Annotated in this window: 13 protein-coding genes; all 13 read right to left on the bottom strand. The window is 74.8% G+C overall.

The annotated features are described in order from the left end of the window. Nucleotides 1–67 precede the first annotated feature (67 nt). Entirely contained in the window at nt 68–1,132 is a 1,065-nt protein-coding gene (locus GFD30_RS08630) for a glycosyltransferase family 9 protein (protein ID WP_153024771.1), read from the bottom strand. After that, nucleotides 1,123–1,803, bottom strand: coding sequence for an SDR family oxidoreductase (locus GFD30_RS08635; RefSeq protein WP_153024772.1), 681 nt, complete (start codon nt 1,801–1,803; stop codon nt 1,123–1,125). Before GFD30_RS08635 ends, GFD30_RS08630 begins: the two co-directional genes overlap by 10 nt. 15 nt (nt 1,804–1,818) lie before the next feature. Then, on the bottom strand, nt 1,819–3,210 hold the full coding sequence (locus tag GFD30_RS27835) for a PfkB family carbohydrate kinase (RefSeq protein WP_322633077.1): 1,392 nt from the start codon (nt 3,208–3,210) through the stop codon (nt 1,819–1,821). Next, a complete protein-coding gene (locus GFD30_RS08645; RefSeq protein WP_194201898.1) occupies nt 3,207–3,782 on the bottom strand; it encodes a D-sedoheptulose-7-phosphate isomerase in 576 nt (191 codons plus the stop codon). Before GFD30_RS08645 ends, GFD30_RS27835 begins: the two co-directional genes overlap by 4 nt. Beyond that, nucleotides 3,779–4,807: a glycosyltransferase family 9 protein gene (locus tag GFD30_RS08650; protein WP_153024773.1), complete on the bottom strand. Its 1,029-nt coding sequence runs from the start codon at nt 4,805–4,807 to the stop codon at nt 3,779–3,781. Before GFD30_RS08650 ends, GFD30_RS08645 begins: the two co-directional genes overlap by 4 nt. After that, nucleotides 4,804–6,219: an HAD-IIIA family hydrolase gene (locus tag GFD30_RS08655; protein ID WP_153024774.1), complete on the bottom strand. Its 1,416-nt coding sequence runs from the start codon at nt 6,217–6,219 to the stop codon at nt 4,804–4,806. The genes GFD30_RS08650 and GFD30_RS08655 overlap by 4 nt, the downstream gene beginning before the upstream one ends. Beyond that, a complete protein-coding gene (locus tag GFD30_RS08660) occupies nt 6,216–7,841 on the bottom strand; it encodes a carbamoyltransferase family protein (RefSeq protein WP_153024775.1) in 1,626 nt (541 codons plus the stop codon). The genes GFD30_RS08655 and GFD30_RS08660 overlap by 4 nt, the downstream gene beginning before the upstream one ends. A 162-nt stretch (nt 7,842–8,003) precedes the next feature. Continuing rightward, nucleotides 8,004–9,188, bottom strand: coding sequence for a glycosyltransferase (locus GFD30_RS08665; RefSeq protein WP_153024776.1), 1,185 nt, complete (start codon nt 9,186–9,188; stop codon nt 8,004–8,006). 9 nt (nt 9,189–9,197) lie between these two features. After that, complete coding sequence (locus GFD30_RS08670) at nt 9,198–10,178, bottom strand: glycosyltransferase (RefSeq protein WP_153024777.1); 981 nt, start codon at nt 10,176–10,178, stop codon at nt 9,198–9,200. Nucleotides 10,179–10,234: 56 nt separating this feature from the next. Then, a complete protein-coding gene (locus tag GFD30_RS08675) occupies nt 10,235–10,642 on the bottom strand; it encodes a four-helix bundle copper-binding protein (RefSeq protein WP_153024778.1) in 408 nt (135 codons plus the stop codon). A 134-nt stretch (nt 10,643–10,776) separates the two neighbouring features. Then, on the bottom strand, nt 10,777–11,979 hold the full coding sequence (locus GFD30_RS08680; RefSeq protein ID WP_153024779.1) for a sulfotransferase family protein: 1,203 nt from the start codon (nt 11,977–11,979) through the stop codon (nt 10,777–10,779). A gap of 93 nt (nt 11,980–12,072) precedes the next feature. After that, nucleotides 12,073–12,918, bottom strand: coding sequence for a deoxyribonuclease IV (locus GFD30_RS08685; protein WP_153024780.1), 846 nt, complete (start codon nt 12,916–12,918; stop codon nt 12,073–12,075). A 256-nt stretch (nt 12,919–13,174) separates the two neighbouring features. Beyond that, a partial coding sequence (locus tag GFD30_RS08690) for a molybdopterin-dependent oxidoreductase (protein WP_153024781.1) occupies nt 13,175–14,383 on the bottom strand: 1,209 nt, incomplete at its 5' end.

Genomic DNA, 14,383 nt, shown 5'->3' on the forward strand with positions numbered 1-14,383 from the left:
GGCCCCGAAGCATTCCGGCGGCCACAGGCCGGTGAAGCGGACGAAGCGTTCCGAGCGCCGCCACGACCTAGCGCGGCGGCTCCGCTCGCGAGTGCGACGCGGCAGGGGCCTGCGCGAGCGGTCCCGCACCGACCCCGCCGTGCAGCGTCAGATGGTCTTCGAGTCCCGCGAAGTCCCCTTCGGCGAGCAGCTCCCGCGCCGCTTCGAGCGCCGTGTCGCAGTCCAGTTCCAGCAGGCCCGGATCCGGCTGCTCGCCGTGCGGATCGCCGTGGCGCCCCGCCCAGAGCGCCCGGTGCTGCCGGCGGTGCGGCGGCGGTCCCCACAGGGCCGGCGCCACCGGTCCGAACAGGACCACCGACGGCGTGCCGAACGCGGTCGCGAGGTGCGCCATCCCGGTGTCCCCGCACAGGACCAGTCGCGCCGACCCGACGACCGCCGCGAGGTCGCCGAGATCCGTGCGGCCCGCGAGCACTCGCGACGGCTCGAGCCCCGCACCCGCGGCGACGGACTTCGCGAGTGCGATCTCGCGCCGGTCGCCGGTGACGACGACTTCGCGCCCGTCCGCCGCCAGAGCCCGCGCGACCCGCGCGAAGCGCTCGGCGGGCCAGCGGCGTGCCGCGGACGCCGCACCGGGATGCACCACCACGTCGTACTCGTCCGGACTCGACGGCGCGTCCAGGAACAGGTCCGTCGGGTCGGTCGGGATACCCCGCAACCGCAGGAGCCGGCACCAGCGGTCGACCTCGTGCAGGTCGGGCCGCCAGCGCGGCCCCGAGATCCCCGGCAGCGCGGTGCTCCCGTGCGTGATGAGCTCCTCCGGGCCGGTGTAGAGCAGGTCGCGGGTGCTCTCGGGGCCTTCGCCGTGGAGGTTCACCGCGACCGCGGGCGCCTCCCCGTGCCAGTCGAGCGCGCCGAGGCCCGCCGTCGGATGGAGGAGGTCGACCGCGTCGATCAGGTCGGCGAGGGGCCGCAGGTGCTCGGGCGCCGCGAGGACGATCCGCCGGTCGGCGAACGCCCTCCGCAGGGCCCGCAGGGCCGGGACTGCCGTGAGCAGGTCGCCCACGCCGAGCGCCCGCAGCACGAGCACAGTCCCGTTCAGCGCTCGCGGCTCGGGCTCGCCTATCAGGGCCATGACGTCTCCTCCGAACAGCAGACGACCATCTCGCGCACCTCGCAGCCGGGCTTCTGATCGAGCGCGAACAGCACCGTCCGGGCCACGTCGCGCGGGTCGTTGAGCTTCGCGTCCGGCGCGGGCTTGTACTGGTCGGGTCGACCGTCGAAGAACGCGGTGCGCATGCCGCCGGGCACGAGCATCGTGACGCCGACCCGCCCGGCGAGCTCGGCCGCGAGCGCCCTGGTGAACCCGACGATCCCGAACTTGGAGGCGCAGTAGGCGGTCGCGTCGCTCACCGCCTTCAGCCCCAGCGTGGAGGCGCAGGTGACAACGGTCCCGCGGCTGCGCTCCAGGTAGGGCAGCGCGGCCCGGACGACCGCGGCGGTGCCCAGGAGGTTGACCTTGACGACCTGCTCCCACTCGTCGGCGGGGACGTCGCCGAGCTTCCCGCACGCGTCGGCCCCCGCGGCGGTGAAGACGGCGTCGAGTCCGCCCGCCTCCTCGGCGAGCTCCACGACGGCCTGCGCGGTCGCGGTCGAGTCGGCGAGATTGACGCGGCGGTACGGGAAGTCGCCCTGCGGCGGCTTCATGTCGAGCACGACGGGGGTCCCGCCGGACTCTGCCACGGCTTCGACGGTGGCGGCCCCGAGGCCAGAGGCGCCGCCGGTGATGAGGACGGTTCGCTGCATGGTCGTTCCTTCCGTTCAGGTGCGCTGGTACGCGGCGGCGATGAGCGCGCTGGTCGAGTGGCCGTCGACGGCGGGCACGGTGACGATCTCGCCGCCGTGGCGCCGCACGACCGCGGCTTCGGGCAGGACCTGCCCGGCGTAGTCGGCGCCCTTGACCCAGATGCTCGGCCGCAGGCGCTCGAGCAGGTCCGCGGGCGTCGGCTCGTCGAAGACCGCGACGGCGTCGACGGCGTCGAGCGCGGCGAGGACGCGGGCGCGGTCCGCGGCGGTCTGGACCGGCCGTCCGGGGCCCTTCAGCTCGCGGACGGACGCGTCGGAGTTGATGCAGACGATGAGCGCGTCGCCCATGTCGCGGGCGCGCCGCAGCAGGTCGATGTGGCCGGGGTGCAGCAGGTCGAAGCAGCCGCCCGCGGCGACGAGCACCCCGCCGCGTTCGCGGACCCGCTCGGCGAGCGCGAACGGGTCGACGCCGATCTCGGCCGCCCCGTTCAGGTCCGGTTCGTCAGGCGGCGTCCGGGCCGCCGCCGGTTCGGCGAGCGTGGCGACGCCGCCCTCGGCCACGAACCGGGAGGCGGCCTCGACGGCCGCGGCCACGGCGCCGTGCACGTCCCGCCCGTACAGGAGCGCCGTCGCGGTGGCGGCGCTGAACTGGTCGCCCGCGCCGCACGTGTCGACCCAGTGCCCGTCCCGGATCCACGGGGCGGGGACGCGCACGGTCTGCTCGGCCGTCGCCAGGGTCGCCCCCAGGGCTCCCTGGGTGACGGCGACGGCGCCGCTGCCGAACGTGCCGCGCAGGTACTCGGCCGCCGCCGCGGCGCTGTCGGCCCGGGGCGCGAGCCGCGCGGCCTCGGCCGCGTTCGGCACCACGATCGCCGTGCCGCGGATCGGCATGGCGCCCTTGGGATGCGGGTCCCACACGACCGGCACGATGCTGGCGAGGTTGTCGAGGGCGCGCCGCAGCCCGTGGTGCTCGGTCAGGCCGCGCCCGTAGTCGGCGACGAGGACCGCGTCGGCTTCGGCGAGGGCCGAGGCCGCCGCCTCGGGGAGGTCGGCCTCGGTGTCGGCGCGCCCGTCGCCCTGGTCGACGCGGGCGATGAGCTGCCCGTCCGAGCGGATGCGGGTCTTGCGGACGGTGCTACCGCGCATGGGCAGCGGCGTCACGTCCACGCGGGCCTGGAGGAGCCGCTTGAGCCGGCGGCCGGGCGGGTCGTCGGCGATCGCGGTGATGAGGTGGACGTCGGCGGCGTCGCGGGCGGCGAGGACCGCGGCGAGGCCGGCGCCGCCGGGTCGGGCCCGCTCGGTGTCGGCGTCGACCACCGGCGCGGGCGCTTCCGGGCACAGCCGTTCGCTGTGCCCGATGACGTCCGCGTCCAGGAGCGCGTCGCCGACCACGACGAGGCGCTTCACCGGACACCTCCCACGGCCGCGTCGAACGCTTCGCACAGGGCGTGGATGATCGCCAGGTGCGCTTCCTGGACGGTGGCGACGCTCGGGGCGTCGACCGCGACGGCGTCGTCGGCGAGGGTCGCGAGCGGGTTCGGCGCGGGCCCGGTCAGGCCCCACACGGTCAGCCCCTCCTGGGCCGCGGCCTTGGCCGCGTTGAGGACGTTCTGGCTGGTGCCGCTGGTCGACAGGGCCACGAGGACGTCCCCGGGCCGGCCGTGCGCGCGCACCTGCCGGGCGAAGTACTCGTGCTCGCCGTAGTCGTTCAGGATCGCGGTGGCCGCCGAGGTGTCCGCGTGGAGCGCGATCGCCGAGAACGGCGGCCGGTCGCCGCGGAAGCGCCCGACGAGCTCGCCGGTCAGGTGCTGCGCCTCGGCGGCCGACCCGCCGTTGCCGCAGGCGAGGAGCCGCCCGCCGCCGGAGAGGACCGCGGCGAGCTCGGCACCCCAGCGCTGGACGCGCGGTGCCTCGGCGCTCAGGCGGTGCATGGCGGCGCCGAGCCGCCTCCAGTGGCGTTCGGGATCAGCCGTGTTCATCGTGTGATCTCCTCTCGAAGTCGCCCTTCGCGGACGAGGGATTCGACGGCGTCGAGCACGGCGCCGGGCGTGACGGTCTCGAGGCACGGGTGGCCCGCGACGGGGCACTCCCGCGCGCGGGTGCCGCGGCACGGGGCGTACTGGTCGCCCAGCAGCACCTGCGGCACTCGGTACGGGCGCCACTGGGACGCGGGCACGACCGGGGAGAAGAGGCTGACGACGGGCGTGCCGACGGCGGCGGCGAGGTGGGCGGCGGCCGAGTTGGGGGCGACGACGGCGTCGGCGCGCTCCAGGACGTACGCGAGTTCGGCGAACGAGGTCCGCCCGGCGAAGTCGAGGCCGTGCACGCCGGCGACCTGCGCGGTCAGACCCGCTTCGGAGGCCGCGCCGGTGACGACCACGTCGTGGCCGGCCGCGGCGAGCGCGGCGACGGCCTCGGCGAGCCGCCCGGGCGACATCCGCCGCGCGGGCGCCGTCGCGCCCGGGTGCACCGCCACGTACCGGTCCGGGAGGCCCTCGACCGGCGGCAGCGGCCGGGCGACCGCGAGCCGCCCGTCGTCGCCGGCCGGCAGCCGGTACCCGGCCGCCTCGGCGAGGCTCAGGGCCCGTTCGGCCTCGGGGAGCCCGGCGGGGACCCGGTGCCGCAGGTCCAGGAGCGAACCGGGGTAGTCGTCGCTGATCGCCCCGACCCAGGGGACCCCGGCGAGGCGCAGCACCGTCGCCGTCGGCAGCGGCGACTGGTGGAACGAGGTGAGCACGAGCGCGGCGTCGAAGTCGCACCGCGCGATCGTCTCCCTGATCCGCTCGACGTCGGCGCGTTCGACCGGCTCCGGCTCGGGGTCGATCCACGGCGCCCGCCAGGTGATCACGTCGTCCACGCCGGGCAGGAGCGCCGCCGCGGCGGCCCCGCGCGGCCCGGCCAGGACGGTCACCGACGCGGCCGCGGCGACGGCGCGCACGCAGGGGCCGGCCAGCAGGACGTCCCCGAGGTTGTCCTGCCTGACGACGAGCACCCGCGATCTCATGCGATCGCGCCCAACGCGAGGTTGACGGCCTCGGCCAGGTCGCGGGCGACCGCGGCGCGGCGGCGTGCGGCGGCGATCTCCTCGGGACGGGTCCGCTCGGTCGGCACCAGGATCGCGCGCGCCCCGGCCGCGAGCGCGGCCTCGACGTCGGCCCCGATGTCGCCGATCATGACGCACCGCTCCGGCCGGGCCCCGAGCCGCGCGGCTGCGCGGGCGACCATCGCGGGGGAGGGCTTGCGGCAGGCGCAGCAGTCCTCGGCGCGGTGGGGGCAGACCTCCCAGGCGCCGAACGGCCCGAGCAGCTTGTCGACCCGCTCGTTGACCGCCTCCAGCGCGGCCTCGTCGAGCAGCCCTTTCGCGATCGCGGACTGGTTGGTGACCACGCCGATCGGGATCTGGAGGGCCCGCAGCCGCGCGGTCGCGGCGAGCGCGCCCGGCATCGGCTCGACCAGGTCGGGGTCGGCGAGCGCGGGGATGTTCTTGATGAGCGTGTCGTCCCGGTCGAACAGGACCGCCTCGACCGGCGGCGCCGGCCGGTGCCGGATCGTGCCGATCACGTTCCACGCCACGGCGACCGGCGGAATGAGCGCGCTCGAGACCGCCAGGTCGGCGATCTCCCCGGCGTTGCGCGGGCCGGGCGTGATCCGGCGGCCGATCGCCCCGGCGAGGGCCGCGACGCCGAGTGCCGTGGTCGTCAGGTGGCCCGGGAACCGGGAGCGCTGCTCGCCGGCGCGGCGGCGCCATGTGGCGCCGTGCTTGGCGCGCATGAGCGCGTTGTCGGCGTTGCCGATCTGGTCGCGCACGCTCGAGAGGAACCCGCCGGGCCGCACCGGGTGGCGGGAGCGGCGCCGGCCCTCGGCGATCCGCAGCCCCGAGTCGACGATCCGCAGCGCCAGGTCCGTGTCCTCGCGGAAGGCGCGCTTGAACCGCTCGTCGAACCCGCCGACGGCTTCGAGCGCCGAGCGCCGGTACGCCATGTCGGCGGTGATCCAGCGGGCGTGCTCGAGCGCGAGCGTGCGCCGCTCGGCGTCGGTGGGGCGGCGGTCGACCGGCACCGGGACCTCGATGCACCCCTGGGAGCCGGCGTCCTGCTCGCCGAGGTCCTTCAGGTCGGCGTGGAGCCGCGCGAACCAGTCCGCGCCCGGGACGACGTCGTCGTCGAGGAACGCCACCCACTCGGTGTCCGCGGCCCGCCAGCCCGTGTTCCGCGCCGCGGCCGGACCGCGGCCGCCGCTGCGCAGGACCACGTGCGGGAACGGCAGGTCCGGTACGCGCAGCGGACCGGGCTCGGGCCGGTCGTCGACCAGGACCACCCGCTCCGGCGGCGGCCCCTCGGCCGCGGCCAGCGCCGACAGGAGCGTCTCGAGGCTCGCCCGCCCGACCGTGGGGACGACGACGGTGACGGCGCTCATGACCGCCTCACCGCGTACGGTCCGAGCGCGAGCAGGTCGATCGGCGCCGATCCGAAGACCTCCAGCGCCTCGCGCGGATGGTCCACCATGGGCCGGCCGGCCGTGTTGAAACTCGTGTTGACCACCACGGGCAGGCCGGTGCGGCGCTCGAACCCGGCGAGCATCGCCGCCAGCAGCGGCTGCTCGGCGGCGTCGACGGTCTGGATCCGCGCGGTCCCGTCCACATGGGTCACCACCGGGAGGCGGTCGCGCCAGTCGGGGGCGACGTCGTGGACGAACAGCATGTACGGCGACGGCACCGGGCCGCGCCCGAAGATCTCGGCGGCCCGCTCAGCGAGCACCATCGGCGCGACGGGACGGAACTGCTCCCGCCCCTTGACGTCGTTGAGCCGCTCCAGGTTCGCCGCCTGCCCCGGGTGCGCCAGCAGCGACCGCTGCCCCAGCGCCCGCGGCCCGTACTCGGCCCGGCCCTGGAACCAGCCCACGATCCCGTCCGCCGCAAGGGTCTCGGCCGCGGCCTCGGCGATGCTCTCGGGCTTCTCGAACCGCAGGCCCGAGCGGCGCAGCTCCGCCTCGATCTCGGCGTCGGTCCAGCCGCGCCCCAGCGCGGCCGTCCGCATCGGCGCCGGGCGCTCGCCGCCCTCGGCCGCCACGTGCAGGGCCGCCCCGAGCGCCGTCCCGGCGTCCCCGGCGGCCGGCTGGACCCACACCCGCTCGAAGGGGCTCTCGTCGTGCAGTCGCGTGTTCGCGACGCAGTTGAGCGCCACCCCGCCGGCCAGCACCAGGTCCCTGGCCTCGGTCTGCTCGTACGTCCACCGCGCCAGGTCCAGCAGTACGTCCTCGACGCAGCGCTGGAGGCTCGCGGCCAGGTCGGCGTGGATCCCGAGCGGGTCCTGCCCTTCGACCCGCCGCGGCGCGAGCCGCTCCCAGTCGATCGGCTCGGTGCGGAACCCGCCGTCGCCGGTGGCGTAGACCGCTTGCGACAGTTCGGGAAGGAACCGCGGCTCACCGTACGAGGCCAGCGCCATCACCTTGTACTCGTCGCTCGACCGCGCGAACCCCAGGTGCTCGGTGGCCTCCTCGTACAGCAGCCCGAGCGAGTGCGGCAGGTCCTGTGAGGCGAGTTCTTCGAGCTTGCCGTCCCGGTACCGCCCGGCCAGGTGCGAGGCGTGCTCGCCGCGGCCGTCGGCCACGATCACGGCCGGGTCCTCCAGCGGCGACGCGAGCCCGGCCGACGCCGCGTGCGCGACATGGTGGCGCACGAACACGACCTGGGCCGGGTCCAGGCCCGGCAGCGCGGTCTTGAGGAAGTGCGGGGCGCGCTTGGCGAACAGGGTCCGCAGGCCCTCCCACGTCGGGTCGAGTCCGGGACCGCCGTGCCGCACCTCCGCCGGGTCGTACCCGTAGGCGACGGCGTCGAGGTCCTCCGGATTGAGCCCGGCACTGGCGAGGCACCAGGCGGCGGCCTGCTCGGGCAGTTCCCATGCCGAGAACGGCACGGCCCGCTTCGCGTGCTTGCGGCGGCTGAACCGCTCCTCCTCGGCCGCGGCGACGGTCTCACCGTCGACCACGAGTGCCGCAGAGGAATCGTGGAAGATCGCGTTGATTCCCAGAATCTTCATCCCCGGCCCCGTTCCCGGCGCGGCGGTCGCGCCTCGTCTCGGGGCACTTACCCGCCGACCTCCCCGGTAAACCGAGCCCAGGTGAGAACCGCTTCGCCGTTTTTCCAGGTGCGGGCCGCATGCCGGTGCGGCGCGAATGTCCACACCTCGGCTCGCGCGGTCCTAATGGTGCAGAAGCGTCTTGTACGCCCGCAGCGTCCCGTCCGCCACGGCGTCCCACGAGTACCGCTCGGCGGCGCGGATCCGGCCGGCGCGGCCGGCGCGGCGGCGCAGCCCGTCGTCCTCGAGGTACGGGCGGACGGCCTCGGCGACGGTCTCGGGCGTCACGCGGGGGACGAGCGTCCCCGTCACGCCGTCCTCCACAGTGTCCTGGAGGCCGCCGACGGCGGCGGCGACCACGGGCACGCCGCAGGCCATGGCCTCCAGCGGCACGATCCCGAACGGCTCGTACCAGGGCGTGCACACGACCGCGTCGGCCGAGCGGAACTGGGCGGCCATCGCCTCGTGGGCGACCTGTCCCGGCATCCGGACCCGGTCGGCGACGCCGGCGGCTTCGGCGACCTCGCGCAGCCGCCGCGCCTCGGGGTCGTCCTCGATGGCGCCCTCGGCGGGGCCGCCGGCGATGACCAGCTCGGTGTCCGGCAGCTCCCGCAGCGCCTCGATCACGGTGTCGACCCCCTTGCGGGGCACCAGCCTGCCGGCGACGACGAGGCGGTGCGGCAGCGTTCGCGCCGCGACCGGGCCGTGCGGCGTGAACCGGTCGAGGTCGACACCGCACGGCACCACGGCGATCTTCTCCTCGGGCACGTCCATCGCGGCGAGTTCGGCGACCTCGTCGGCGCAGGTCGCGATGACGCCGGTGCAGCGCGCGCCGAGAAGGGTCTCGAGCGCGATCCGGTCGGGCGGGCTCGTGTCGGCCGCGCCCTGGTGGCGGCGCTTGACCGTGCCGAGCGCGTGGAAGGTCTGCACGACCGGGACGTCGAGGTCCTCGGCGGCCCACAGCGAGGCCAGGCCGGACATCCAGAAGTGGGCGTGGACCACGTCGGGCGCCTTCACCGTCCAGTCGGACCGGAGCACGTCGGCGAACGCCCCCATGTGCGGGAGCAGGTCGTCCTTCGGGACCGGTTCGGGCGGCCCGGCGTCGACGTGCACGACCTCGTACCCGCCCGGCGCTTCGACGCGCTCGTCGAGTCCGGCCGCGTCCCTTCGCGTGTACACCGACACGTCGTGGCCGCGGGCGGCGAGCGCCGCGGCGAGGGCCGCCACGTGGACGTTCTGGCCGCCCGCGTCCGCGCCTCCCATGGACGCGAGCGGACTCGCGTGCTCGGACACCATTGCGATTCGCATGTCTGGTCCTCATTTCTCGACGGCACGTGCGAGCAGCACGTCCCAGCGGCGGAGAAAGTCGTCGAGCCCGTGGTGCGCCAGGGCGTACGCGCGGGCGGCGCGCCCGACCTCGGCGGCCAGGTCGCGGTCGCCCGCGAGCTCGGCGAGGCGCTTCGCGAGCGCCTCGACGTCGCACGAGACGGCCCCGACCTCGGGAGGGAGCGTCGCCGCGGCGGTGCTCGCGACGGCGACGACGGGCAGGCCCAGCAGCATCGCCTCGATCAGCGAGAGCCCCATGGAGGTCCAGCGGGCCGGGTGGACGTACACGCGGCGCCGCCCCATCTCGGTGTGCAGTTCGTCAAGGGGCAGGTCGGGAAGGCCGGTGAGGGCGTGGCCGCGGCCGTCTGGGCCGCTGCCGACCGCTTCGGCGGCCATGCCGAACAGGTCGACGGGTGCGGCGGCGCGCAGGGCCTCGAGCAGGTCGGCCCCGGCGGCCCGGCCGCGGCGCGCCGGTTCGTTCACGACGGCGACGGCGTGCGGCAGCTCGCCGGTGAACCGCGGCCCGGGATCGACGACCCCGTGTTCGATGACGACGGTGGGCGCGAGGCCGCTGTCCCACATGAGTCGGTTGAAGTGCGTGACGTGGACGATCGGGATGTCGCTCCGGTCGGCGAGCGGGTGCAGGGTGGTCGCCGCTCCCGCGCCGGGCGTGTTGTGCTCGACGTACACCGCGGGCACGTCCCGTCCGGGCCGGCGCCCGAGCCATTCCTCGGCGATCGCGAGCTCTTCGGGCCGCTGGAGGACGATCACGTCGATCTCCGTGTCGCGCAAGGCTTCCACCTTGACCTCGACGACGTCGTCCGACCACGGCCGCCCGGCCCGGCCCAGGCCGAACCTGCCGCGGTCGGCGTCGACGGGCAGCAGGTAGCGGTGCGCTCCCTGCACGAACGAGTGCATCCACGACCCGTGGACGTGCCAGGCCAGGATCTGCAGCGGGTTGGTGTCTCGCATGGGGCACCCATACCCGCTGCGAGCCGCGTCAACCGTCGGCCGAGGATCGGCGCAGGTCAGGACATGGCGGCCTGGAGGTCCCGGCACACCTGCGCGCATTCGCGGCACGTCTCGGCGCACACGCGGCAGTGCTCGTGCATGGACGCGTGGTGCTCGCATTCGTCCGCGCAGGTCTCGCAGGCGACGATGCAGGCGTCGAGCAGCGAGCGGCTGATGTTGGCGTCGTAGCCGGTGTGCCGGGACAGGACGCGTGCGGCGGCGCCGCATATGTCGGCGCAGTCGAGGTCGGTGCGGACGCATTTGGCGAGCTCGGCGACGTTCTCCTCGCTCAGGCAGGCGTCGGCGCACGCCGTGCACGCCTCGGCGCAGGCGATGAGCGCGTCGATCGCGTTCGCGAGCCGGTTTCGGTCCAGGTCGATCTCGGCCGGGTAGGTCTCGAGCATGGTCATCGCGGTGGTCGGCATGGTCGCTCCCCCAGGTGGTCGGTCACCGGGGTCGCCGGCCCGACCCGGGCCCTCTACTTCCGGGCCGGGCCGGCGGTCCGGTGTCGCGCCGCGGCGGCGTCGCGATCTGCGACGGCTACCCGGCCCGGGCCCGCTTATTCCAGCTTGAGCTTCTCGACCAGGCGCGGATAGTCGCCGAACGCCGTCTCCACTTGGCGCGGGCTGAGCCCGTACCGGCCGAGCTCGTATTCGTGCTGCCGGCCGATGCCGGGCCGGGCGAGCACGCTCGAGAGGGTCGCCGCGTCGGCGTTCGTCCACTTCGCGCCGAGCCGCTCGTACAGGATCGGGACCTTCTCGTGCGGCTCGGCGGCCAGCCACGGGTACGGGACGTCGATGAACGCCTCCCGCGGCCAGTCGACGCGGGCCTTGCGGGCGCGCTCGATCGCGTTCGCCTGGAGCTCGAGCCAGGTCTCGCCGATGGCGTGCAGGTCCGGGCTGCGCTCGTGCATCACCTGCGAGGACTCGACGAGCGAGCACAGCGAGCCGAGGACGGTGATCGGGTCGCGGTGGGTCCACACGACCGTGGCGTCCGGGAACACCTTCCGGATCTCCGGCAGGTGGTCGAGGTGCATGGGGGACTTGAGGATCCAGCGTTTGCGCTCGCGCCCGTACTGGAGGACCTGCAGCGCGAGCCTGAGGTACTCGTAGTCGGGGAGCGCGTCGCGCTGCTCGAACCACCGCCGGTATTCGGGCATGTGGACCCGGGCGAGGTGCTGGTGCCCGTGCGGCAGCAGGTAGTTGCACTCGTCGGGTTTCTCGGCGTCGAGCGGGTGGATGACCTTGAACGCCGGGGCGAGCCGCATGAAGGTCCCGACCAGCCGCTCGGTCTGCTTGATGCGCCGCTGCTTGGCCTCTTCGCCGCGGTCGATGTCGGTGAACATCCACTCCCACAGGGCCGGGCCCCGGTGGGCGGTGGACTTCGCGATGATGTTGTGCGCGAGGGTCGTCGCGGTCCGCGGGAGGCCGACGATGAACACGGGCCGCTCGATCGGCTCGGCGGTGATGGCGGGGTGCTCGGCGGCGAGGCGCTCGACGCGCATCCGGTTCTCGATCCGCAGCCGCAGGTCGCCCTGGACGCTCTGCCAGCCCATCGGGCTCAGCTTGGGGCTCTCCGAGAAGCAGCGCGTCAGGGTCCGCATGCCGTCGAGGAAGTCGGCGATCGGGGCCCGGTCGCCGCCGGTGGCGGCCTCGGACTTGGCGACGATCGCGTCGAAGACCTTGTCGGGGTCGCGCCGGCTCGACATCGTCGGCTGCAGCAGCACGTTGAGCACGCTCGTGGTCATGGACTTGCGGCGCATGGGGTTGCTTCCCGTCCGTGAGGGGTCGAATGCGCGCCATTCTCGCACAGGACGCGGTGTCGGTCCAGTGCGGACGATGCCGGCCGGTCCGCTTCAGCCGCGGTCGAGCCGCTTCGCGAACGCGACATCGTGCGCGCGGGTGGCGGTCTCGATGATCAGCGGGACGCCCGCCAGCAGCGGTGTCGCGGCCACCGATCGGAGCCCGGCCTCGCCGAGCATCCCGTCGCCGAGCTTCTCGTGCCGGTCCCGGCGCGATCCCTGCGGGTCCTTGCTGTCGTTGAAGTGCACCAGGCCGATCCGGCCGGCGCCGACCGCGGCGTTGAGCCTGCGCAGCGACGCGGCGAGGCGCTTCCGGTCGGCCAGCGGCTCGCCCGCGGCGTGCAGGTGGCAGGTGTCCAGGCACAGGCCGACCTCGTCGATGCCGACCGCCTGCAGGTATTCGGCGGTGCTCTCGAGGTTCGAGGCCATCGAGTTGGCGCTGCCCGCGGTGGGCTCCACCAGGAGCCTGACCGACGGCGGTGCGCCCTTGAGCACCGAGCGGAACGCGCGCCCGATGCGTCCGAGCGCGGCCTCCCGGTCGCCGTCGATCGACGAACCGGCGTGCACGACCACCGCCGCGGCGCCGAGCCGCCCGGCGGCGGCCATCGCCGCCCGCAGGTGCTCGGCCGAGCGCTCGACCGTCTCCGGGACGGGCGAGGCCAGGTTGATCAGGTACGACGCGTGGACGAACACCGGCCAGCCGCGCTCCTCGCACGCGCGGCGGAACGCCAGGGCCGCCGCTTCGTCGACGCGGGGCGACGCCCAGGTCCGCGGGGATCCGACGAAGATCTGGAGGACCTCGGCCCCGATCTCCTCGGCCTCGGCCACGCCCTTCTTGACGAGCCCGCCCGCGACCGGGACGTGCGCGCCGATCCGGCGCCCGGTCGACTTCGCACCCATCCGTCGCTCCCCCCGCGGTCGTCTCCGAGCCGCAGCCTAGCCGACCGCGCCCGCCCCGACTGCGCTTCCCGCCCGGCGGTGCCTTCCGGACGACAGTGCCTTCTGGACGAGTGCTTCCTCAACGACAGTGCCCCCTGAACGAGGTCGTGCTCGAACGACGGCGCCTCCTACTGGAGGACCGAACATCGCGAACGACGGCACGTCCCGAAGCGTGCGCCTCGAACGACAGCGCCTCTCGAACGACGGTGCTCCAGGCCTACGCAACCGTGACGGTCACGCTGTGGAGCCCGGTGGCGCCGTCGGGGATGACGCCCTGGACTTCGCTGGTCTGGACGACGCCGTCGCCGTCGGTGGCGCGGACGGTCAGCGTGTGCTCGCCGCGCGGCGCGTCCCACTCGAACAGCCACTGCCGCCACGTGTCGCCGGTCGCCACGTCCGACAGCCGGCACGGCGTCCATTCGCCGTCGTCGACGCGCAGCTCCACCGCGCTGATGCCGCGGTGTTGCGCCCACGCGACCCCGGCGACCGCGACGGTGCCGGCGTCGGCGCGCGAGCGGGGCGTGTCGATGCGCGACTGGGTCTTGATCGGCCGCGGCGTGGACCAGCCGCGGGTGATCCAGTACGCGTCGTAGGAGTCGAATGTGGTCAGTTCGAGTTCGGTGAGCCACTTGGTGGCCGAGACGTACCCGTACAGGCCCGGGATGACCAGCCGGGCGGGCCAGCCGTGCTCGAGCGGGAGCGGCTCACCGTTCATGCCGACGGCGATCATGGCGTCGCGCCCGTCGAAGACCAGCGACGTGGGCGACCCGGCGGTCCAGCCGTCGTCCGAGCGGGACACGAGCTGGTCGGCGGCCGGGTCGGGGCCGGCTTCGGCGAGGAGCTCGGCGAGGGAGACGCCGAGCCAGCGGGCGTTGCCGACCAGGTCGCCGCCGACCTGGTTCGACACGCACGCGAGCGTGATGTCGCGTTCGATCAGCTCGCGGCCGAGCAGGTCGTCGAACGTGTAGGTCCGCTCGCGGTCGACCATGCCGTGGACGCGGATCGACCACGAGTCGACGTCGATGCGCGGCACCGTGATCGCGGTGTCGATCCGGTAGAACTCGCCGTTGGGGACCCGGTAGGGCGCCAGGCCCTCGACCTCGAAGTCCGCGACCGGGCCCGGTTCGACCGCGGGCACGTCCGGCTCGGGCAGCGCGACGGCGTCGCGGTCCGCCTCGATCCCTGCGGGCCCGACCCGCCCGGCCAGCCACGAGCCGGCGAACGCGGCCGCGGCGACACCGCCGACGGCCGCCAGGAATCCGCGCCGGCCCGTCTCCGAGCGCTCGTCGAAGCGCGACGCCCACCACTCGAGGCCCCCGAGCGCGACCGCACCCGCCAGCAGCGAGGGCACCGCCGCCGCGGCGCCGAGCCCGGGCCTGGTGACCGCCGCGGCGGCCCCGATGAGCGCGAACCCCACGACCGCGGC

The sequence above is a fragment of the Glycomyces albidus genome (assembly GCF_009451885.1).
GTDB classification, from domain to species: domain Bacteria; phylum Actinomycetota; class Actinomycetes; order Mycobacteriales; family Micromonosporaceae; genus Glycomyces; species Glycomyces albidus.